The sequence below is a fragment of the Tranquillimonas rosea genome, from assembly GCF_900111315.1.
GTDB lineage: Bacteria > Pseudomonadota > Alphaproteobacteria > Rhodobacterales > Rhodobacteraceae > Tranquillimonas > Tranquillimonas rosea.
In genome coordinates, this window is record NZ_FOGU01000010.1 from 1 (window position 1) to 20,704 (window position 20,704).

General features: G+C 68.6%; 18 protein-coding genes. 6 read left to right on the top strand and 12 right to left on the bottom strand.

Annotated features, from left to right (window positions below; all coding sequences use genetic code 11):
- The 6 genes from BMZ25_RS15570 to BMZ25_RS15595 all read right to left on the bottom strand — a co-directional run.
- On the bottom strand, positions 1-683 hold a 683-nt coding region (locus BMZ25_RS15570; protein ID WP_092688108.1), incomplete at its 3' end, for a 2-oxo acid dehydrogenase subunit E2.
- Positions 684-685: 2 nt separating this feature from the next.
- Entirely contained in the window at positions 686-2,137 is a 1,452-nt protein-coding gene (locus BMZ25_RS15575; protein ID WP_092688105.1) for an NAD-dependent succinate-semialdehyde dehydrogenase, read from the bottom strand.
- Positions 2,138-2,154: 17 nt separating this feature from the next.
- Positions 2,155-3,540 carry a biotin/lipoyl-containing protein gene (locus tag BMZ25_RS15580; protein WP_092688102.1) on the bottom strand — a complete coding sequence of 462 codons (1,386 nt, stop codon included), beginning with the start codon at positions 3,538-3,540 and terminating at the stop codon, positions 2,155-2,157.
- The gene (locus BMZ25_RS15585; RefSeq protein WP_092688099.1) at positions 3,530-4,528 is read right to left on the bottom strand and encodes an alpha-ketoacid dehydrogenase subunit beta; all 999 of its coding nucleotides are present in this window, start codon (positions 4,526-4,528) and stop codon (positions 3,530-3,532) included. The genes BMZ25_RS15580 and BMZ25_RS15585 overlap by 11 nt, the downstream gene beginning before the upstream one ends.
- A 10-nt stretch (positions 4,529-4,538) precedes the next feature.
- Positions 4,539-5,543, bottom strand: a complete 1,005-nt coding sequence (locus BMZ25_RS15590) for a thiamine pyrophosphate-dependent dehydrogenase E1 component subunit alpha (protein ID WP_092688096.1) — start codon at positions 5,541-5,543, stop codon at positions 4,539-4,541.
- 191 nt (positions 5,544-5,734) lie between these two features.
- Positions 5,735-7,033 carry a M24 family metallopeptidase gene (locus BMZ25_RS15595; protein ID WP_092688093.1) on the bottom strand — a complete coding sequence of 433 codons (1,299 nt, stop codon included), beginning with the start codon at positions 7,031-7,033 and terminating at the stop codon, positions 5,735-5,737.
- A gap of 163 nt (positions 7,034-7,196) precedes the next feature.
- Here BMZ25_RS15595 and BMZ25_RS15605 point away from each other — a divergent pair, with 163 nt between their 5' ends.
- The 6 genes from BMZ25_RS15605 (at position 7,197) to BMZ25_RS15630 (ending at position 13,004) form a co-directional block, all read left to right on the top strand.
- The gene (locus tag BMZ25_RS15605; RefSeq protein WP_177190485.1) at positions 7,197-8,228 is read left to right on the top strand and encodes a LacI family DNA-binding transcriptional regulator; all 1,032 of its coding nucleotides are present in this window, start codon (positions 7,197-7,199) and stop codon (positions 8,226-8,228) included.
- A gap of 167 nt (positions 8,229-8,395) precedes the next feature.
- Positions 8,396-9,406, top strand: a complete 1,011-nt coding sequence (locus BMZ25_RS15610; protein WP_092695275.1) for a Gfo/Idh/MocA family protein — start codon at positions 8,396-8,398, stop codon at positions 9,404-9,406.
- A gap of 56 nt (positions 9,407-9,462) precedes the next feature.
- Entirely contained in the window at positions 9,463-9,963 is a 501-nt protein-coding gene (locus BMZ25_RS15615) for an OsmC family protein (protein ID WP_092695277.1), read from the top strand.
- Between the two features lie 34 nt (positions 9,964-9,997).
- Positions 9,998-11,083, top strand: a complete 1,086-nt coding sequence (locus tag BMZ25_RS15620; protein WP_143071547.1) for a C4-dicarboxylate TRAP transporter substrate-binding protein — start codon at positions 9,998-10,000, stop codon at positions 11,081-11,083.
- Positions 11,080-11,670, top strand: a complete 591-nt coding sequence (locus BMZ25_RS15625) for a TRAP transporter small permease subunit (RefSeq protein WP_092695281.1) — start codon at positions 11,080-11,082, stop codon at positions 11,668-11,670. The genes BMZ25_RS15620 and BMZ25_RS15625 overlap by 4 nt, the downstream gene beginning before the upstream one ends.
- Positions 11,667-13,004: a TRAP transporter large permease gene (locus BMZ25_RS15630; protein WP_092695283.1), complete on the top strand. Its 1,338-nt coding sequence runs from the start codon at positions 11,667-11,669 to the stop codon at positions 13,002-13,004. Before BMZ25_RS15625 ends, BMZ25_RS15630 begins: the two co-directional genes overlap by 4 nt.
- Before the next feature lie 73 nt (positions 13,005-13,077).
- Here BMZ25_RS15630 and BMZ25_RS15635 read toward each other — a convergent pair whose 3' ends face one another.
- The 6 genes from BMZ25_RS15635 to BMZ25_RS15655 all read right to left on the bottom strand — a co-directional run bounded on the left by BMZ25_RS15635 (position 13,078) and on the right by BMZ25_RS15655 (position 20,619).
- Positions 13,078-14,058, bottom strand: a complete 981-nt coding sequence (locus BMZ25_RS15635) for an aldo/keto reductase (RefSeq protein ID WP_092695285.1) — start codon at positions 14,056-14,058, stop codon at positions 13,078-13,080.
- Between the two features lie 93 nt (positions 14,059-14,151).
- Positions 14,152-14,313, bottom strand: coding sequence for a hypothetical protein (locus BMZ25_RS20920; RefSeq protein ID WP_177190486.1), 162 nt, complete (start codon positions 14,311-14,313; stop codon positions 14,152-14,154).
- Positions 14,310-15,605: a c-type cytochrome gene (locus tag BMZ25_RS15640; protein ID WP_092695287.1), complete on the bottom strand. Its 1,296-nt coding sequence runs from the start codon at positions 15,603-15,605 to the stop codon at positions 14,310-14,312. Before BMZ25_RS15640 ends, BMZ25_RS20920 begins: the two co-directional genes overlap by 4 nt.
- A 3-nt stretch (positions 15,606-15,608) precedes the next feature.
- Positions 15,609-16,913, bottom strand: a complete 1,305-nt coding sequence (locus BMZ25_RS15645; protein WP_235859898.1) for a formate dehydrogenase subunit gamma — start codon at positions 16,911-16,913, stop codon at positions 15,609-15,611.
- Between the two features lie 114 nt (positions 16,914-17,027).
- The gene (fdh3B, locus tag BMZ25_RS15650) at positions 17,028-17,621 is read right to left on the bottom strand and encodes a formate dehydrogenase FDH3 subunit beta (protein WP_092695289.1); all 594 of its coding nucleotides are present in this window, start codon (positions 17,619-17,621) and stop codon (positions 17,028-17,030) included.
- A gap of 16 nt (positions 17,622-17,637) precedes the next feature.
- A complete protein-coding gene (locus BMZ25_RS15655; RefSeq protein WP_092695291.1) occupies positions 17,638-20,619 on the bottom strand; it encodes a formate dehydrogenase subunit alpha in 2,982 nt (993 codons plus the stop codon).
- Positions 20,620-20,704: the final 85 nt, after the last annotated feature.

Genomic DNA, 20,704 nt, shown 5'->3' on the forward strand with positions numbered 1-20,704 from the left:
CCGCCCATCTCGTCGGGGCGGAGCTTGCGGTCGCGGGCCTTTGCGGCGAGGGCGTCGATCTCGGCGGCGATGCGCCAGAGGCCCTTGCGGTCGGCGTCGCGGATCACGGGGACCATGAGGCCGTGGGGTGTGTCGACGGCGATGCCGACATGGACGTAGCGCTTGAGGATCAGGGTCTCGCCGTCGGGCGAGAGGGAGGCGTTGAAGCGGGGATGGCGCCTGAGGGTCCGGGCGAGGGCGCGGACATGAAAGGCGAGGGCGGTGAGCCGGAGGCCGCGGGCGGCGGCGTCGGGGGCGAGCCGGGCGCGGAAGGCGTCGAGGGCGGTGGTGTCGGCGCGGTCGTGATGGGTGACGGCTGGGATCATCGCCTGTGCGGCGGCGAGGTTCTTGGCGGCGACGCGGGCGAGGCGGGAGACGGGCTCGTGCTCGACGGGGCCGTACCGGGCGTGGTCGACGTCCCAGTAGGCGGCGGGATCGTCGCGTTGGGCCGCGCCGCCGATCCTGGCGTCACCGTTGTTTGCGCCGCCGATCCTGGCGTCGCCTTTGTTTGCGCCGCCGATCTTGGCGTCGACGTCCTCGCGGCCGATTGTGGTGCGGCCGGTCTCGGCGGCGAGGGCCTGGAGGTCGACGCCGTTGCGGGCGGCATAGGCGCGGGTTGCGGGGGAGGTCTTGAGGTCGTCCATCGTCACCACTCCGCGGAGATGTACTGCGTTTCCATGAACTCGAGCATGCCCTCGTGTCCGCCCTCGCGGCCGAGGCCGGACTGCTTCATGCCGCCGAAGGGGGCGGCGGGGTCGCTGACGAGGCCGCGGTTGAGACCGACCATGCCGTAGTCGAGGCGCTCGCAGACCTGCAGGCCGCGGCGGAAGTCGCCGGAGAAGACATAGGCGACGAGGCCGTACTCGGTGTCGTTGGCGCGGGCGACGACGTCGTCGGTGTCCGAGAAGGTCTGGATCGCGGCGACGGGGCCGAAGATCTCCTCGCGTTGGCAGAGGGCGTCGGGGGGCACTTCGGCGAGGACGGTGGGGGGATAGAAGAAGCCCTTGCCGTCGGGGACGGCACCGCCGAGGCGGAGGGTGGCGCCGCGGGCGAGGGCGTCCTCGACCAGCTCGGCGACCTTGTCGCGGGTTGCGGCGTTGACGAGGGGCCCGACATCGACGCCGTCCTCGAGGCCGTTGCCCAGGGTGAGGGCGGCCATGGCGTCGGTGAGGCGGCGGGTGAAGTCCTCGGCGATGTCGCGGTGGACGTAGATGCGGTTGGCGGCGGTGCAGGCCTCGCCGAGGTTGCGCATCTTTGCGAGCATGGTGCCGGTGACGGCGGTGTCGAGATCGGCGTCGTCGAAGACGACGACGGGGGCGTTGCCACCGAGCTCCATGGCGGGCTTGAGGACCTGGTCTGCGGCGGTCCTGAGCAGGGTGCGGCCGACGCCGGTGGAGCCGGTGAACGAGATCACGCGGACGCGGGGGTCGTGCATGATGTGGTCGACGAGGGGCCCCGAGGCGCGGGTGGGCAGCACGTTGACGAGGCCCCTGGGCACGCCGGCCTCCTCGAGGAGGGGCATCAGGGCGAGCATGGTGAGGGGGGTCTCGGCGGCGGGCTTGATGATGACGGGACATCCGGCGGCGAGGGCGGGTGCGATCTTGCGGGTGCCCATGGCGGCGGGATAGTTCCAGGGCGTGACGAGGGCGGCGATGCCGGCGGGGCGGTGCTGGACCATGATGCGGGCGCCGCTGGCGGGGGCGGGTGTGAGCATGCCGTCGGCGCGGACGGCCTCCTCGGCGAACCATCGGAAGAACTCTGCGGCATAGAGGGTCTCGCCCATGGCGTCGGCGCGGGCCTTGCCGTTCTCGAGGGTGATGAGGCGGGCGATGTCCTCCTTGTGGGCGTGCATCAGCTCGAAGGCGCGGCGGAGGATCTCGGCGCGCTCGCGCGGGGGGCGGGCGGCCCAGTCGGGCATCGCGGCTGCGGCGGCGTCGAGGGCGGCGTCGGCGTCGTCGATATCGGCGGCGGCGACCGAGGCGATGACGGTCTCGTCGGCGGGGTTGAGGACGTCGAAGCGGGCGCCGCCCGTGGCGGGGCGCCAGGCGCCGTCGATATAGAGGTCGGTCTCGAGATGGGGCGTGGCGGTCTGCGTCATGGGGCCTCCGGGGGCTGTCAGAGCAATTGGCGCAGCGGGTCTTCGATGCGCTCGGCGGTGCCGGCGAGAAGGGCGATGGCGTCGTCCTCGGCGATCGCGCCGGGGGCTGCGGCGAGGGCGATCTCGAGCGTGTCGTCGCGGCGGGTGAGGGTCAGGCGGGGCGTCGGGCCGGCGCCGGTGTCGAGGCTGGCGAGGCGGGTGGCGGAGAGGTCGCGCACGGCGAGGCCGGGGGCGGCGGTGCCGCCGGTGTCGAGCGCGCCGAGCCCGGTGAGGTCGGGATCGGTGAGCGGCCCCGCCTCGGTGTCGACGGCGATGGCGCCGGTGTCGCCGGCGATGTCGCGCAGCGCGCCGGCGGCGGCGAGGGCGAGGAAGGCGTCGGCGGGGGGCGGCGCGCCGAGGCGCTCGGCGACGCGGGCGCGGAAGCCGTCGAAGGCGGCGGCGGGCACGCGGGCGGTGAGCCGCAGCGCCGGCGCCGCTGCGGGGCCGGCGGCCGCGCCGGGCGCGGTGCCGGCGGCGGTGTCCGGCAGGGCGGCGAGGGTCTCGATATCGGCGGCGTGGTAGGGCTGGGGATGGCCGGCCTCGGCCAGGCGGGCGAGGTCGAGGCCGCGCTCGGCGGCGAGGCGCCTTGCCTTGGGCGAGGCCAGGATGCGGCCGCCGGGCTCCGGCGCCGGGGCGTCGGTCGTGGCGTCGACCGCGGGCTCAGGTGCGGGCGCGTCCGCTGCGGCCTCCGGCGCGGGGGCTGTGCCGGAGGCTGTATCGGGCGCGGGCGTGGCGCCGCGGGCGCGGTGGCGCGGTGCGGCGGGCGCCTCGGGGGTGATGCGGGCGATCACCTCGCCCACGGGGATCGCCTCTCCGGCCTCGCCGACCAGCTCGGCGACATAGCCGTCATGGCCGGCCTCGATCTCCATCGTGGCCTTGTCGGTCTCGACCTCCAAGAGCGGGTCGCCGGCGGCGACGGCGTCGCCGGGGGCCTTGAGCCAGGCGACGATGGTGCCGCTGTCCTGGGCCATGCCGAGGGCGGGCATGATCACCGGGGCGCCCTCGGGGGCCGCCTCGGGCGCGGCGGCGCCGTCGTCCGCGGCGGCCGTGTCGTCGGCGGTCCCGGCGGCGTCCCCGGTGTCCTTCGCGGCATCCCCGGCCGGGGCGTCGGGCACGGGGGCGTCGGCGGTCTCGGCGATGGTGGCGACGACCTGTCCGACGGGGACGTTGTCGCCCGCGGCGGCGCGGAGGCCGACGAGGAAGCCGTCATGGGCGGCCTCGACCTCCATCGTGGCCTTGTCGGTCTCGACCTCCATGATCGGGTCGCCGGCCTTGACGGCGTCGCCCTCGGCCTTGAGCCAGGCGACGATCTGCCCGGTGTCCTGGGCCATGCCGAGGGCGGGCATGATCACCTCATGCGGCATCGGCCCATCCTCCCTTGCACAGCGCGCGGGCGCGGTCGGCGACGGCATCGGGCGTGGGGACGGTGAGGTCCTCGAGGGCCGGCGAGAACGGCACGGGGACATCCATCGCGCCGATCCGGCCGACGGGGGCGTCGAGATGGTAGAAGGCGCGCTCGGCGATCCGGGCGGCGATCTCGGCGGTGACGCCGTAGGATTGGTGGCCCTCGTCGACGACCAGCGCGCGCGAGGTCTTCCTGACCGAGGCGACGATGGTGGCCTCGTCGAGGGGGACGATGGTGCGCGGGTCGATCACCTCGGCGGAGATGCCCTCGGCGGCGAGGGTCTCGGCGGCCTTGCTGCAGACCTGGACCATCGAGGAGGTGGCCACGAGGGTGATGTCGCGTCCCTCGCGCAGGACGTTGGCCTGGCCGAAGGGGATGAGGTACTCCTCTTCGGGGACCGGGGCCTTGTCCTGGTACATCAGCTTGTCCTCGAAGATCACCACCGGGTTGTCGTCCCGGATCGCGGTCTTCAGCAGGCCCTTGGCCTCGTAGGCCGAGGAGGGCATCGCCACCTTCAGTCCCGGGATATGCGCGACCAGCGCGTGCAGGCTCTGGCTGTGCTGGGCGGCCGAGCGGCGGGTGGCGCCGAGATTGGTGCGCAGCACCATCGGCACCGTCATCGTGCCGCCGGACATGTAGTGGATCTTGGCGGCCTGGTTGCACAGCTGGTCCATCACCAGGAACAGGAAGTCGCCGAACATCAGGTCGACGATGGGGCGCGATCCGGTCATCGCGGCGCCGACGGCGAGGCCGGTGAAGCCCGGCTCGGAGATCGGCGTGTCGATCACGCGCTCGGTGCCGAACTCGTCGACGAGCCCGGCGAGCACCTTGAACGGGGTGCCGGCCTCGGCGACGTCCTCGCCGATGACAAAGACGGTGGGATCGCGCCGCATCTCCTCCGCGATCGCCTCGTTGACGGCCTTCGAGAGGGTGAGTTCTCTGGTCATCGCGGCCTCCTCAGGCGCTCAGGGCATGGGGGATGCCGGCATGGACGTGCATGTCGACCTCCGAGACGTCGGGATAGGCCGCGGCCTCGGCATGGGCGACGGCCGCCTCGGCCTCGCGGCGGACGGCGTCGTTGATGCCGACGAGCTCCTCGGCCGAGGCGATGTTCTGCGCCTCCAGCCACTTGCCGAAGTTGGTGATCGGGTCGCGGTGCTGCTTCCACTCGCTCTCCTCGTCCTTCGAGCGGTAGTAGTCGCGGTTGATGTCGCCGACATGGTGGCCGTGGTAGCGGTAGGTGGCGAGGTTGACGAAGAACGGCCCCTCGCCCTTGCGGCAGCGCTCGACCAGGCCGCGCGCCAGCTCGTTGACCGCCAGCACGTCCTGGCCGTCGACCTCGAAGCTCTCGATGCCGAAGGCCTCGGCGCGGGCGGTGATCGATCCGGCGGCGATCTCGTCGGTGCGGGTGTACTCGGAATAGCCGTTGTTCTCGCAGGCATAGATCACCGGCAGCTTCCACAGCGCGGCCATGTTCATCACCTCGTACCACAGCCCCTGGGCGGTGGCGCCGTCGCCGAAGAAGCAGACCGCGATGCGGCCGGTCTTCTGCAGCTTGGCGCTCAGCGCCGCGCCGGTGGCGATGCCCATCGAGCCGCCGACGATGGCGTTGGCGCCGAGATTGCCGTGGCTGGTGTCGGCGATGTGCATCGAGCCGCCCTTGCCGCGGCAATAGCCCTCGGCCTTGCCCAGCAGCTCGCAGAACATCTGCTTGAACTCGGCCCCCTTGGCGACGCAATGGCCGTGGCCGCGATGGGTGGAGGTGATCCTGTCGTCGTCCTCCAGCGCCTCGCAGATCCCCACCGCGACCGCCTCCTGGCCGGAATACATGTGGGTCAGCCCCGGCATCTTGGCCGCGAGGTACAGCTGGTTGGCGTTGTCCTCGAAGGCGCGGATGCGCACCATCTGGGTGTACATCCGGATGTAGTCCTCGGTGTTGGTCTTCGCCGTGGCCCTCGCCATGACAGAACTCCTCCCTGGTCGGCCGGACCCCCGCCGCGCCGCGTTCGCGGGCGCGGGGGACATCCCGGCGGGGCGCCGCGCCCCTTCATCTTCGTCCAAATACTCCCGCCGGAGGCGGGCCGCCCGCCCGGGACCCGGGGGACGGCGGGCACGCAGCCCGCGCGCCCCAGCGCCCCCCGGGCGGCGTCGCGTCAGTAGCGGTGCGAGATCGGCAGGTCCTCGGCCGGGAACAGCGAGATCACCTCGCAGCCGGTGTCGGTCACCACCACCTCCTCCTCGATCCGCGCCGCGGAATAGCCGTCGGCGGCGGGGCAGTAGGTCTCCAGCGCGAAGACCATGCCGGTCTCGATCTCCATCGGATGCTCGAGCGACACCGCGCGGCTGATGATCGGCCGCTCGTGCAGCGCCAGCCCCAGCCCGTGGCCGAACTGCAGCCCGAAGGCGGCGAGCTCGTTGGGAAAGCCCAGCGATTCCGCCGTCGGCCAGACCTTGGCCACGGTGTCGGTCGTCACCCCCGGCTTGATCAGCTCGATCGAGGCGTCCAGCCATTCGCGGCACTTGACGTAGGCGTCGTGCTGCGCCGGCGTCGCCCGGCCGATGTTGAAGGTCCGGTAATAGCAGGTCCGGTAGCCCTGGTAGCTCTGCAGGATGTCGAAGAACGCCTGGTCGCCGGGCCGGAAGTAGCGGTCGGTGAAGTTGTGCGGATGCGGGTTGCAGCGCTCGCCCGCGATCGCGTTGATCGCCTCGACGTCGTCCGAGCCCATCTCGTAGAGCATCTTGTTGGACATCGCGACGATGTCGTTCTCGCGGATCCCCGGCCGCAGCTCCTGCCAGATCATGTGGTAGACCCCGTCCACCATCGACGCCGCCTGGGTCAGCAGCTGGATCTCGTCCCAGTTCTTGATCTCGCGCGCCCCCAGCATCACCTGCTGGCCGTCGACCACGTTCAGACCCGCCTCCTGCAGCGCGAAGAACATCGCCGTCTCGGCATAGTCCACGCCCACCGGCATGTCCGCCATCCCCGCCTTGCGGATCAGCGCGGCGATCTCCTCGGCGTACTTCTTCATCAGACCGAAGGACGGCGGGATCGTCCCCCGCATCCCCGTCACCCCCGCAAGGCACTTGTCGGGGTCGAGCCAGTCGCAATACTCCTTGTGGTGCATCGCCGCCGAGCCGAAATCCCACACATACGGCTCCTCGTCGCCGGTCAGCAGGCAGAACCGGCACAGCTTGTCGCGCTCCCACTCGCCGATCTTCGTGCCCGACACGTAGCGGATGTTGTTCACGTCGAACATCAGAAGCGAGCCGCACCCGCTCTGCGCCAGCGCGTCCTTCGCCCGGCTCAGCCGGTACCGCCGCAACCGGTCGTGGTCCACACGACGCTCGAAATCCACCGACGAATGACCCCACGCCGGCAGATGCTTGTCCCACCGCCAGTGCGGATCCATGTCGCCAGGCTGCAATATCCGCGGGTTCAACGCATTCTGCATCTATGATCCTCCTCTGGCACGGTCGACGCGAAACGTACGCAATCGTTTGCGGACAATCGCGGATTGTCAAGCGCGGTGTTCGGAGGGAAGGTATGGGCCGCCGCGAGAGCGCCTGACGCGAGGTGGGGTGCGGCCCAAGGATGCCAGGGAGCCGACCGACAGGATGTCCAACAGAAGAGTGATCACGATCAAGGACATCGCCAGAGAGGTCGGCGTCCATCCCTCCACCGTGTCGCGGGCGCTGAAGAAGGATTCCAAGACCCCGCCGTCGCAGGACGTGGTCGACCGCATCCTCGCCGCCGCCGAGACGATGGGCTACCGGCCGAACCGCCTGGCATCGGGTCTGCGGACCAGTCGGAGCATGCTGATCGGGGTCATGGTGACCGACATCGCCGACCCGCTCTATCCCCGGATTCTGCGCGGAATCGAAAGCGTGATGGAGCCGCTCGGCTACAATTCCCTGATCGTGAACACCGATGACGACCCGGTGCGCGCCTGCAAGCTGATCGAGGTCCTGGGCGAGCGCGGCGTGGACGGTATCCTGAACGGCGCCGTCTATTTCGGCGATTCGCCGACGCTGTCCGCCGTCGAGAACGGGTTGCCGATCGTCACCTTCAACCGCCGCCTCGAAGGTGAGGCGGTGTCCAGCGTCGTGAGCGACCAGGAAGAGGGAATGTCCGCCGTCGTCAAACACTTGTACGGCCTCGGACATCGCCGCATCGGCCTCATCTGCGGGCCCCAGAACCGCTCGACGGGACAGGGGCGCGCGAAGGCATGTTTCGAGACGATGGCCGAGCTGGGCGTCACGCCGCCAGGCGAGGCGGTCGTCAGCGCGCGCAGCTGGCAGGAGGACGAAGGCGCCCGCGGGGCGGCCGCTATCCTTGGCACCGACTTCGATCCCACGGCCATCGTCTGCTGCAACGATCGGCTCGCGATCGGCGCCCTGCGCGAGATGAAGGTGCGCCGGATTGCGTGCCCCGACCGGATCTCGATCACGGGGTTCAACGATTCGCTCAACGTCGACCTGCTGGAGCCCCCGCTGACCACGGTGAGGGTGCCAAAACAGGAGATGGGGGCGATGGCCGCGCGGACCCTGCTGGACCAGATCGAGTCGCCCGGACCGGTGCGCGGGGCGCATTCGATCCTGCCCGTCGAGCTGCTCGTGCGCCGCTCCACCGGGCCCGCCAGACCGTAGATCCTTCCTAAACCTGCGACCCCGCTGCCGTTTTTCGCCTTGGTCGGGCGGGAATCGCCCCGCGACTTTCGCGGTTGACAGGTGCGCTGTCTGTCTCGCACGATACGCAAACGTTTGCGCTATGGTCGCACGGAAGCTTGCGATGCGCGCCGCGGGAGGAGTTGTCGATGATGCATGTCGCCGTAGCCGGCCTTGGGTGGTGGGGACGACAGATCTGCGCCGCGCTGGCCGACAGCGATGTCGTGCGGGTCGTCGCGGCCCACGATCCGCAGGTCGAACTATCCGGCGCGGGGATCGACGTGCGGCTGGTCGAGACCTTCGACGAGTTGCTGGCGGATCCGAATGTCGACGGCATCGTCCTGGCCACGCCGCACAGCCTGCACGACGCACAGGTCAAGGCGGCCGCCGCGGCGGGTAAGCACGTGTTCTGCGAAAAGCCTCTGAGCCTTACCGCGCAGGGCGCCCGCGCCTCGCTTGCGGCCTGCCGGGAGAACGGCGTGACGCTCGGCGTCGGGCACGAGCGCCGCTATGAGCCGGGGCTGGAGCGGATCGCCCGGATGGCGGCCGACGGTACACTCGGCACGATCGTGTCGATGGATGCGAATTTCAGCCACGACAAGTTCAAGGCGATGGATCGCGACAACTGGCGACTGCGGAAGGCGGACGCGCCGGCCGGGAACATGACCGCGCTCGGCATCCATCTGACCGACCTGTTCATCTCGCTCGCCGGTCCGGTCGAGACGGTCTATGCGCGCTCGGCCCGGCGGGTGTTCGAGCCGCCGCTGGAGGATTCCCTTTCGGTCGTTCTGGGCTTCCACTCGGGGCTGACCGCCACGTTCACCTGCCTGTCCACGGTTCCATTCTATGGACGGATCACCGTGATGGGCGAGCATGCCTGGGCCGAATTGCGCGACTATTCCAACGTCGACGTCGACGAGCCCGCGATCCTGACCGTCCGCACCGCGGATGGCGACCGGGACGAGACCGCGCTCGACAGTGCCGAGACGGTCCGCATGAACATCGAGGCCTGGGCGCGCGCCGCCTTCGGCCAGGACAGCTACAGGTTCACCGAGGAAGAGCTGGTCGGAAACATCGACGTGCTCGAGGCGATCACCCTTTCCGCCGAAAGAGGGGCGCCCGTCGCGATATCCGAGCTGGCCGGTGGCGCCCATGCCTGAACACCGCGCCGGCGCCACGCGCCTGCCGACCCGAAACGCAATCCGGAGGACACTCAATGGCCGATCAGACGGCTAAGCCCATCTTCGAGGTAAAGTTCGACGCAGCTGGCAAGGCTGTCGGCAAGATGCGGAACGAGGTCACGCTTGTCGCCCGTCAGCCGTTCCAGACGACCAACATGCTCGCGACGGACGAGGGCGCCTTTCAGGGCGGCGAGGAAACGGCGCCGACGCCGCTTGAATACTTCCTGACAGGGCTGGTGGGCTGCCTGATGACGCAAATCCGCGTCTTCGCCAAGCGCATGAAGGTCCAGATCGACGATCTGGAGGTCACGTGCCAGGCGCATTGGTCCGCCCACAAGGACGAGGTCGGACCGTATCAGGGCCGCCCCGAGGGATTTCAAATCAACGTGCGCGTGGAGACCCCCGAGGGACGCGCGCGGATCGAGGAACTCGTCGGCGCCGCGCGCCGGGGATGCTTCGTCGAAGCGACGCTGGCGCAGGCCAACACCATAGAACACAGCATCGACGTCGTCGGGGAGACGTCCGCCAGCGCCTGATCTGAACACTTGAATGCTGGATAGGGAGGAAAGCATGACGAAGAGGTTCGAACTCTTGAGGGCCACGCCGGTCGCAGCGGTGCTCGCCGCGGGATTGGGCGCCGGCGGCGCCGCGACGGCGCAGGAAACGGTTCAGGCGTCGATCGTGTCGGGGTTCTCGCCCTCGGTGGCGGTCGTGAAGATCATGCAAGAAGTCTTCATGCCCCGCACCAACGAGATTCTCGCCGAGAACGGCAACAACTATCAGGTCGAGTGGCAGGAGGCCTTTTCCGGCACGCTCGCAAAGCCGGGCGGTGAGCTCGAGGCCGTCGAGACCGGGCTGGCGGATGTGGGGGCCATCGTGACGGCGATCCACTCGGACAAGCTGCCGCTCTACAGCATCGGCTACGTGACGCCCTTCACGACGACGGATCTCGTGCTGATCCACGAGGTTATGGACGACCTGACAGAGGAATACCCCGCCTTCCGTGAATCCTGGGAGCCGTTCAACCAGGTGCCCCTGTCGGTCAGCGGGATCGGCGACAACTACATCCTGTGCTCGCGTGAGCCGATCGAGTCCACCGACGACATCGACGGACTGAAGGTGACCGGCATCGGCCCGAACCTCCGCTGGGTGCAGCCGATGGGCGCCGCGGGCGTGAACGGGTCGCTCGGAGACTTCTACCAGCTCGTCGAGACGGGCGTGGCGGATGCCATGCTGGTCTGGGGCGAGGCGGTCGTGTCGCTGAAATACTACGAGGTCTGCTCGAACTACTACGACGCGCGCCTTGGCGGCGCCAACGCCTATGTCATCTCGGTCAACCAGCAGGCCTGGGACAGCTATCCCGAGGAAGTGCAGCAGGCGATGACCACCGCCGCGCAGGAGTTCGGCGTGGCGATCGGTGAGTTCTCGCACGAGATGGGCGCCAAGGCCCGCGAGATCGTCAAGGAGAACGGTGGCCAGGTCACCGAGATCACCGACGAAGAGCGCGAGGCCTGGGCCGAGACGCTCCCCGATATCGCCGGCGAGTGGGCCGGACGGCTCGAAGAGCAAGGCATCCCGGCCGAGGCGATCCTCGACGACTACATGCAGGCAATGCGCGACGCCGGTGCCCCGGCCGTGCGGGACTGGGACGAGTGACGGACCAGAACCGCGATACCAACGAGACGGACGGGGGAGAGATCTCCCGTCCCGACCTTGGCCCGCTGTCCCGCGGCTTCGGCACCACCGTGGTCGGGATGGACATCCTCGGCGCTCTGGTCGTGCTGGGCATGATGATCGTCGTCAATCTCGACGTCTTCGGACGCTGGCTGTTCAACGCCCCGTTCCAGGGCACGGTCGAGCTGAGCGAGATGGGCATCGTCGCGATGGTGTATCTCCAGATCGCGCTGACGATCCGGAAGGGACGTCTCACACGTGCGGATACGCTGCTGTCCTTCCTGGCGCGGACCGGGCGCGATCGGATCGGATTCGTCCTGCGGGCGGCGTTCAACCTCTCTGGCACCGCCGTTTTCGCGATCATCGCCTACGGACAGTTTCCGCGCCTGATCGCGTCCTATAACGGGGGCTACTTCAAGGGGAATGTCGGCGTGTTCACCGCACCGGTCTGGCCGCTGGACACGATCATCCTGATCGGCTCGATCTTCGCGAGTCTGCAATTCCTCGGCCTCGCCATCTCAAACATTCGCAACCTGACGCCCCGCGGTCGGGCCACGGAGTCGTCATGACGGGACTGGAAATCGGCCTTATCTCGGTCCTCGCGATCGTCGCGCTGATCTATGCCGGCATGCATGTCGGCATCGCGCTGAGCCTCGTTTCCTTCGTCTCGGTCGTGCTGCAGAAAAGCAGCTTCGGCCTGGCCACGAAGCTGCTGACGCTGGCCGCCGTTGACGGCATCGCGAACCAGACATTCGCGGTGATCCCGCTCTTCGTGCTGATGGGGCTGATAATGAGCGACGCCGATGTCGGGCGGGATTCGTTCGAGGTCGGGGATTTCTTCCTGCGCCGGATCCGCGGCGGGCTGGGCCTGGCCACGATCGGCGCGAACGCGGTGTTCGCCGCGGTCACCGGCGTCTCGATCGCTTCGGCTGCCGTGTTCACCAAGGTCGCCGTGCCCGAGATGCTGCGCTATGGCTACAACCCACGCTTCGCCGTGGGGGCGGTCGCCGGCAGTTCGGTCCTGGGCATGCTGATCCCGCCGTCGATCCTGCTGATCATTTACGGCATCCTGACCGAGCAATCGATCGGCCAGATGTTCTTTGCCGGAATCGGGCCGGGCCTGCTGCTGACGGCGGTCTACTGCATCGGCATCGTCGGGATGGCCTTCCTGATGCCCGGCTATGTCTATGACCTGAAGAACCGGTTCGCGGACCTGCACGTGCCCCAGGACAGCGGGCGAGAGCTCACCTGGACCGAGGTCGCCATCAAGATGGTGCCACTGCTCGCGCTGATCTTCGTCGTTCTGGGCGGCATCTATGGCGGCGTGATGACCCCGACCGAGGCCGGGGCCGTCGGCGCGCTCGGCGCCCTGGTCATCGCCATTGCCCGGCGGCGGATCACGCTGCGTTCGTTCTGGAACACCATGCTCGAGACCGGGCGCATCACCGCGTCGGTCTGCTTCCTGATCATCGCGGCGACCATGTACAGCCGCTCCCTCGCGCTTGCGGGCATGCCGATGGACATCGCCCAGGCGGTCAACGCGCTGGATGCCCAATTCGGGATGGTGCTGCTGATCTACATCATCGCGCTGCTGCTGCTGGGCACGATCCTGGATTCGGTGTCGATCCTGCTGATCATGGTCCCGATCTTCCTGCCCGTGGTCGAGGCCTTTGGCGCCGACCCGGTCTGGTTCGGCATCCTGTCGGTCATCGGGGTCGAGGTCGGGTTGCTGACGCCGCCGCTGGGGCTGGCCTGTTTCGTCGTCAAGGGATGCCTGGATGACAAGAGGATCACGCTGGTCGACGTGTTCCTCGGGGCGCTGCCCTTTGCGCTGATGATGGTGTTCGTGCTGATCCTGATCTCGGTCTGGCCGCACCTAGTCTACATCAACCAGTGGTTCTGAACGGCCAACCGGTGGCGTGATCCCTGACGGGTGCCGTGGTTTCACGGCACCCGTCCTTTTCAGAACCGGGCCGTCAGCCCGGAACCGGCACGTCCTGCGGCAGCAGGCCCTCGGCCTTCATCTCGTCCCACAGCCCGGACGGAATGGTGGCCCGCATCAGGTCGACATTCGCGTGCACGCGGTCCGGCCCCTTCGCGCCGGGGATCACCGAGGCGACCGCCGGGTGCGCCGCGCAGAACTGCAGCGCCGCGGCGCGCAGGTCCACGTCGTGCCGCCGGCAGATCGCGTCCAGCCTGTCGCGGCGGTCGACCATCTCTTGCGGCGCCTCGGCGTAGTCATAGGTCGACCGACCCGCGAGCAGCCCCGAGTTGTAGGGACCGCCCACCACGACGTTCACGCCCCGGTCGACGCAATTCGGGAAGAGCCGCTCGAGCGCAGGCTGGTTCAGCAGGGAATAGCGGCCGGCAAGCAGGAAGACGTCCGGGTCTGCCTCGGCCAGGGCGCGTTCGCAGGGCTCGACGTTGTTCACGCCAAGGCCCCAGCCCCGGATCGTGCCCTCGTCCCGCAGACGGGTCAGCGCCATCATCGCGCCATCGCGGGCGATCTCGAACTGCTCGTGCCACTCGTCGCCCAAATGATCGGGGGCAAGGTCGTGGATATACACGAAGTCGATGCGGGCCAGGCCGAGACGCTGGAAGCTGTCGTCGAGCGACCGCATCGTGGCGTCATAGCCGTAATCCATGCGCTGTTCGAACGGCAGGCCCGACTTGAACGGCCCGTCGTTTCCGCCGTCGGGATCGGGCGACAGCAGCCGGCCGACCTTGGTCGACAGGGTGAACGCGTCGCGCGGTTTCGTCCGCAGCACCTCGCCGAAGCGGTGTTCGGACAGGCCCGCGCCGTAATGCGGCGCCGTGTCGAAGTAACGGACGCCCTCGTCCCACGCGGCCTCAAGCGTGGCGCGGGCGGTGTCTTCGTCGACGGTATCGAACATGTTGCCGAGCGGTGCGCCCCCGAACCCGAGCGGGCCGGGCGGGGCGGCATGTGCGTCTGTCATCTTGGCCTCGTCGCGTTGCGGCGCTCCGGTGCAGAGCGCGGTCGGGCCGTCAGATGTTGCGCGAGCAGTTCTTGGCAACCCCGCCGGGCGCAGTCACTCGTCGATCGCGGCCTCGCCGTCGCCAGTGTCCGAGGGAAGGCGGGTGGTGTCGCTGGCCTGACGTTCCGCCGACGAGAACCCGATGTTATTCAGCCCGAAATTGGCGCCGAACGCGATCAGGACGATGGCGGCAAAGGCAACATACATGGCTTTCATTCTCGTCTCTCCTCGGGTGCCGTGGCGCGGCGCAGATAGGCGATCAGGTCGGAGCGGTCGTCGGAACCGGTGATCCGCTGCATCGGCATCTTGCTGCCGGGAATGTAGTGGTCGGGACCGAGATCGAACAGCGCGTCGATCGTCGTGTCGTCCCAGACGATGTCGGTGTGGATGAGGGCTTCGGAATAGGCGTAGTCGCCGACGCTGCCCGCCGGGCGGCCGAACAGGCCGTAAAGCGTCGGCCCCGCCCGCCGCGCGCTGCCTGGCGTCAGGCTGTGACAGATCGAGCACTTGCGGACGAATTGCCGCTCACCGTTCTCCATCGTCTCGGGCGCCCGCAGGAAGCTCTCGTCGCCCGAGGCCATGGCCTGGTAGGTGTCCATCGTGGCGATCGGCCAGGAATAGACCTTCGGGTCCAGCCCGCCGGCCAGGATGTTCGTCCCGTCCGGCGAAAAGGCCAGGGCCCAGATCGGGCCGCGCTCGGCGGCCCGGAAATCCCGCCGGATGCTCCAGTCGGTCGTGTCGACCACGGTGATGAACCCCTCGCCGTCGCCGATGGCCAGCTGCGTGCCTTGCGGATCGGCCGCGAGGGCCAGGATCGGCCGGCGGTCGAGAGACAGGTCCACGATGGCCGCGCCGCTCTCGACGTCGGTCACGCGGGTGACACCGTCGACCGCGCCGTAGGCGAGCCATCCAGCGTCCTCGTCCAGGACGATCCGATTGATGCCGAAGCCGTGCCGCACGAGCTGCCGCCGCTCGGTGCCCGTGGCGACGTCCCATACCCGGATCGTGCCGTCCGCCCCGGCCGAGAACAGGCGGCTGCCGTCGGCCGAGAAGGCCACCGCGTTCACCGCCGCGTCGTGCCCGGTCAGGAACCGCGCGGGCCCGTCGGGCAGGGGCCAGAGGCCGACGCTGCCGTCCCAGCTGGCCGAGGCGGCGATGCTGCCGTCTGGTGCCACGGCGATGTCCATCACCTTGCCCTCGTGCCCGTCGCGCCGGGCGGGGGTGCCCGCCGTCCAGACCAGCACGTCGAAATCGTCGCCGCCCGAGATCACGCCGTCATCGGTGAAGGTCACGGTGTTGACCGCCGCCGCGTGTCCGTCGAGCCACCGCGGGCTCCGGTCGGTCCACAGTCCGAGGGCGTTGTCGAAGCTCGCGGTTGCGATGCGGCCGTCATTGGGTGAGACGGCAATGTCCATCACCGGCCCGCCATGCCCTTCGAGTGTATGGAACTCTCCGGCCGCGACGGGCGCGGCCGGCGCGAGGGCCAGGCACAGCGCGGCGAGGCGCATCGGCTATTCCGCCGGGTGGGCCGGCCGGCCGCGTGCCGGGGCGCCGCGTTTCTTGCGCTTCATCTGCTCGACCCAGAGGCCGTGGTGCTCTTTCGCCCACTGCTCTTCGACCCGGCCGGACCCCATGGCATCGAAGGCGCCCTCCATCCCGACCGTGCCGATGTAGATGTGGCCCAGGATCACCGCCATGAACAGGAAGGCGACGATGGCGTGCCAGACCTGCGACAGCTGCATTTCCTCGTGCGGCGCAAGGTCGGTGGGCAGCGGGCCGTAGCCGAACCATCCGGGGATGCCCATGCCGTTGATGACCTCGAAGGTCTTGGCGAAGAGCGGCATCTCGAACGGGAACAGCAGTGACAGCCCCGAAAGCGAGATCGACGCGCCCAGAAGAACAACCGCCCAGAAGATCAGCTTCTGTCCGGCGTTGAACTTGTAGGCCGGCGGGTGGACGTTGCGCGAGAAGATCCCGCCGCCGACGGCGAGCCATTTCAGGTCCGTCTTGTTCGGGATGTTGTCGGCGATCCACATCACCGTCACCAGCACGAGCCCCAGCATGAAGGCCCACGAGATGTTGTTGTGGGACCAGATCGCGACGGCCGCGATGTCGGCGTAGAAGTCCTTGCCGATCAGCTCGATCAGTCCGAGCCGCCCGAACAGCAGGAAGAGCCCGGACAGCGCGAGGACGATGAACGAGCCCGCCAGCAGCCAGTGCCCGAAGCGCTCGATCGACTGGAAGCGCAGGATGCGCCGCCCCGTGATCGCGCCGTCGATCCGGATGCGGCCGCGGATCAGGTAGAACAGGGCGAGGATGGCCAGAACGCCCAGCAGCAGATAGCCGCCATAGGTGGCTAGCGGTCCCTCGCGGAACTGCAGCCAGCGCATGCCGCCGTCCTGGATCAGCACGTCCGCGGCCGGGCCCCGCGCGCTGGCCTGGACCTGCGCGGTGTCATACCGCAGCTGTCGCCAGATCTCGGGGTCCGAGGCGCCGCCGAGGGTGCCCAGCTGACCCGCCGTGGGCGCGTCGCCGTCGTTGCGGCCCGTCGCCTCGCGGCGGAAGCTGTCGTCGAGCTCTTCGCCGTTCTGGCGGCGCAGGATGTCCTCGAGCGTCTGCGCCCCGCCGGTTTCCGGCCGGGCCTCGACCGCGGGCGGCGCGCCCTGGGGCACCGAGTCGGACGGAGGGCGCACCGTCTCGCCGCTGTCGAAGCCACCGCCGACCGCGCTTTCCGGCGGGCGCACGTTGTCCTGCGCGGCGAGGGGCATCGCCAGCAGGAGGGACAGCAGAAGCGGCAGTAGGGCGCTGAGACGCATCGCGACGATCCTCGGACTGACTAAATGTGCTCTTGTCGCAGCAGGGCAGGCGATCCTGCCCTGGTGAAACCAGAGACGGGGCGGCGACGTCCCGCGCCGCCGCCCCCTGCTGGGTCAGTTGGCCTTCTGGTCGTAGGCGGTTCCCCACCCCCAGGCGCCCGAGCCGAAGCCGCGGGCGACCACGCGCTCGCGGTAGATGTCCGAGACGGTGTCGCCATCACCGGCGAGCAGCGCCTTGGTCGAGCACATCTCGGCGCAGATCGGCAGCTTGCCCTCGGCGATCCGGTTCCGGCCGTACTTCTGGAACTCGGCGGTGGAGTTGGTCTCTTCCGGGCCGCCGGCGCAGAAGGTGCACTTGTCCATCTTGCCGCGGCTGCCGAAGTTGCCGGCCTGCGGGTATTGCGGCGCGCCGAACGGGCAGGCGTAGAAGCAGTAGCCGCAGCCGATGCACAGGTCCTTCGAGTGCAGGACGATGCCTTCCTCGTTCTGGTAGAAGCAGTCCACCGGGCAGACCGCCATGCAGGGCGCGTCCGAGCAGTGCATGCAGGCGACCGAGATCGACCGCTCGCCGGGACTGCCGTCGTTGATCGTCACGACGCGCCGGCGGTTGATGCCCCAAGGAACCTCGTGCTCGTTCTTGCACGCGGTGACGCAGGCGTTGCATTCGATGCAGCGTTCGGCGTCGCAGAGAAACTTCGCTCGTGCCATTTTTCGTAATCCTCCCTTACGCGACGCTGATCCTGCAGAGAGTCGCCTTCGTCTCCTGCATCTGTGTCACGCTGTCATAGCCATAGGTCTGCGCGGTGTTGGACGACTCACCCAGCACATAGGGGTCGGCGCCCTCGGGGTACTTGTCGCGCAGGTTCTCGCCCTGCCACATGCCGCCGAAGTGGAACGGCATGAACACGACGCCCGCGTTGACCCGCGGGGTGACCATCGCCATCACCTTGACCCGGCCGCCCTCGGGGCTTTCGACCCAGACCATGTTGCCGTCCCGGACGCCGATATTGTTGGCGTCGCGTGGGTTGATCTCGACGAACATGTCCTGCTGCAGCTCGGCCAGCCACGGGTTCGACCGCGTCTCGTCGCCGCCGCCCTCGTATTCGACCAGACGGCCCGAGGTCAGGATGATCGGAAACTCCTCGGAGAAATCCTGCTCCTGGATCGAGGCGTACATGGTCGGGACGCGCCAGAACTTCTTGTCCTGGTAGGTCGGATAGTCCGCCACGAGGTCGCGCCGGTTCGAGTAGAGCGGCTCGCGGTGCAGCGGCACCGGGTCGGGGAAGGTCCAGACGACCGCGCGGGCCTTGGCATTGCCGTAGGGCGCGCAGCCATGGGCGATGGCGACCCGCTGGATGCCACCCGAGAGGTCGGTCTTCCAGTTCACGCCGCCGACCTGGTCGGAATAGTCCGAGGGACGGTCGCCCTGTTGCGAGGTCTCGCCGACCTCTTCCTGGTTCGGCCGCGTGTCGGTAAAGCCCGAGACCCATTCGATCATCCGCCGCTCGTAGGGCGTGAGATCGCCGTCCCAGCCCATGTCGATCAGCATCTGCATCGTGAACTCGGGGTAGCCGTCCTCGATCTCGGACCCGACGGGCGCGACGCCCTCGGCCAGGAGGTTGTCCCCCTCGTGCTCGACACCGAAGCGGGCGCGGAAGCCCATGCCGCCCTCTGCCACCGGCAGCGACACGTCATAGAGGTTGGCCGAGCCCGGATGCTTCATCTCGGGCGTGCCCCAGCTCGGCCAGGGCAGGCCGTAGAAATCGCCGTCGGCCGGCCCGCCGAGCGCCCGCAGCGTGGTGCGGTCGAACGTGTGCTGGTTCTGCATGTGGGTGCGCATTCGCTCGGGACTCTGCCCGGTATAACCGATGGTCCACATGCCGCGGTTGAACTCGCGGGTAATGTCCTCGATCAGCGGCTCGTCGCCGTTCACCTCGATGTTGCGGAAGAGCCGGTCCGAGAAGCCGAACTTGTCCGCGAACAGTTTCATGATGGTGTGGTCGGTCTTGGCTTCGAACAGCGGATCGACGACCCGCTCGCGCCATTGCAGCGACCGGTTCGACGCAGTGACCGAGCCGTAGGTCTCGAACTGGGTGGCCGCCGGCAGCAGGTAGACGCCGTCGGTCCGGTCCTGCATCACCGCCGAGACGGTGGGATAGGGGTCCACCACGACCATGAGGTCGAGCTGTTCCATCGCCGTCTTCATCTCGGGCAGGCGGGTCTGCGAGTTCGGCGCGTGTCCCCAGAGAACCATCGCCCGCGTGTTCGCCGGCTGGTCCAGGTTCTCGGCATCCTCGAGCACGCCGTCGATCCAGCGAGAGACGGGAATCCCGGTCTCGTTGATCATCATGCGGTCCGAGCCGTCGGGGTTCGACCCCTCCATCACGGCGAAGCGGCCGCGCAGCCACTCCTCGTCCTCTTCCCAGACGCGGGCCCAGTGCCCCCAGGCGCCGTCGGACAGGCCGTAATATCCGGGCAGGGTGTCGGCCAGCACGCCGAGGTCGGTCGCGCCCTGCACGTTGTCATGGCCGCGGAAGATGTTCGTGCCGCCGCCCGCGGTGCCCATGTTGCCCAGGGCGAGCTGCAGGATGCAGTAGGCGCGGGTGTTGTTGTTGCCATTGGTGTGCTGCGTGCCGCCCATGCACCAGATGACCGTGCCCGGCCGGTTGTTGGCCAGCGTCCGCGCGACCCGCTCGAGTTGCGAGCCCGGCGCGCCGGTAACACGCTCGACCTCTTCGGGGGTCCATTGCGCCACCTCCTCGCGGATCTGGTCCATCCCCCAGACGCGGGTGCGGATGAATTCCTGATCCTCCCACCCGTTCTCGAAGATGTGCCAGAGGATCCCCCAGACCAGCGCCACGTCGCTGCCCGGCCGGAACCGGACGAATTCGTCGGCATGGGCAGCGGTGCGGGTGAAACGCGGGTCGCAGACGATCAGCGGCGCGTTATTCTGCTCCTTCGCCTTGAGCACGTGCAGCAGCGAGACGGGGTGCGCCTCGGCCGGGTTGCCGCCGATGATGAAGATCGCGCGGGAATTGTGGATGTCGTTGTAGGAGTTCGTCATGGCGCCGTAGCCCCATGTATTCGCGACCCCCGCAACCGTCGTCGAGTGGCAGATGCGTGCCTGGTGATCGACGTTGTTCGTGCCCCAGTAGGCCGCGAACTTGCGGAAGAGATAGGCCTGCTCGTTGTTGTGCTTGGCCGAGCCGAGCCAGTAGACGCTGTCAGGGCCGCTTTCCTCGCGGATCGCGAGCATCTGGTCGCCGATCTCGTTGATCGCCTGCTCCCAGCTGATCTTGACCCACTCGCCGCCTTCCTTCTTCATCGGATATTTCAGGCGGCGCTCGCCATGGGCATGCTCGCGGACCGACGCGCCCTTGGCGCAATGCGCGCCCATGTTGAACGGGCTGTCCCAGCCGGGCTCCTGCCCGACCCAGACGCCGTTCGACACCTCGGCGATCACTGTGCAGCCGACCGAGCAGTGCGTGCAGACCGATTTGATGGTTTCGATGCTGCCGTCGACGGCCTCTTGCGCACTGGCCTGGGTGACGGTGCCGCCGACCGCGCCGATCGTGGCGAGACCGCCGATGGCAAGACCGGAACCGCGCAGGAACCCGCGGCGGTCCAGTCCCGTTTCGCTATGAGTTGCTACAGGCCCGCCGCGCTGCGGACGTGTGGCCACCCTGTTGGACTTCTTCTTAAGCATGGAATGACTCCTGTTCTTGCCGCACCCCCGTTGGCCGGGGCTTGGCAGATGCCGGCGTTCGCGGCGCCGGCCGGACGAATGGCGG

What these genes read in the sequence shown, in the direction of transcription:
- BMZ25_RS15575 (WP_092688105.1), bottom strand. Translation starts at nt 2,137, where the DNA reads ATGACGCAGACCGCCACGCCCCATCTCGAGACCGACCTCTATATCGAC.
- BMZ25_RS15580 (WP_092688102.1), bottom strand. Translation starts at nt 3,540, where the DNA reads ATGCCGCATGAGGTGATCATGCCCGCCCTCGGCATGGCCCAGGACACC.
- BMZ25_RS15585 (WP_092688099.1), bottom strand. Translation starts at nt 4,528, where the DNA reads ATGACCAGAGAACTCACCCTCTCGAAGGCCGTCAACGAGGCGATCGCG.
- BMZ25_RS15590 (WP_092688096.1), bottom strand. Translation starts at nt 5,543, where the DNA reads ATGGCGAGGGCCACGGCGAAGACCAACACCGAGGACTACATCCGGATG.
- BMZ25_RS15595 (WP_092688093.1), bottom strand. Translation starts at nt 7,033, where the DNA reads ATGCAGAATGCGTTGAACCCGCGGATATTGCAGCCTGGCGACATGGAT.
- BMZ25_RS15605 (WP_177190485.1), top strand. Translation starts at nt 7,197, where the DNA reads ATGTCCAACAGAAGAGTGATCACGATCAAGGACATCGCCAGAGAGGTC.
- BMZ25_RS15610 (WP_092695275.1), top strand. Translation starts at nt 8,396, where the DNA reads ATGATGCATGTCGCCGTAGCCGGCCTTGGGTGGTGGGGACGACAGATC.
- BMZ25_RS15615 (WP_092695277.1), top strand. Translation starts at nt 9,463, where the DNA reads ATGGCCGATCAGACGGCTAAGCCCATCTTCGAGGTAAAGTTCGACGCA.
- BMZ25_RS15620 (WP_143071547.1), top strand. Translation starts at nt 9,998, where the DNA reads ATGACGAAGAGGTTCGAACTCTTGAGGGCCACGCCGGTCGCAGCGGTG.
- BMZ25_RS15630 (WP_092695283.1), top strand. Translation starts at nt 11,667, where the DNA reads ATGACGGGACTGGAAATCGGCCTTATCTCGGTCCTCGCGATCGTCGCG.
- BMZ25_RS15635 (WP_092695285.1), bottom strand. Translation starts at nt 14,058, where the DNA reads ATGACAGACGCACATGCCGCCCCGCCCGGCCCGCTCGGGTTCGGGGGC.
- BMZ25_RS20920 (WP_177190486.1), bottom strand. Translation starts at nt 14,313, where the DNA reads ATGAAAGCCATGTATGTTGCCTTTGCCGCCATCGTCCTGATCGCGTTC.
- BMZ25_RS15640 (WP_092695287.1), bottom strand. Translation starts at nt 15,605, where the DNA reads ATGCGCCTCGCCGCGCTGTGCCTGGCCCTCGCGCCGGCCGCGCCCGTC.
- BMZ25_RS15645 (WP_235859898.1), bottom strand. Translation starts at nt 16,913, where the DNA reads ATGCGTCTCAGCGCCCTACTGCCGCTTCTGCTGTCCCTCCTGCTGGCG.
- fdh3B (WP_092695289.1), bottom strand. Translation starts at nt 17,621, where the DNA reads ATGGCACGAGCGAAGTTTCTCTGCGACGCCGAACGCTGCATCGAATGC.
- BMZ25_RS15655 (WP_092695291.1), bottom strand. Translation starts at nt 20,619, where the DNA reads ATGCTTAAGAAGAAGTCCAACAGGGTGGCCACACGTCCGCAGCGCGGC.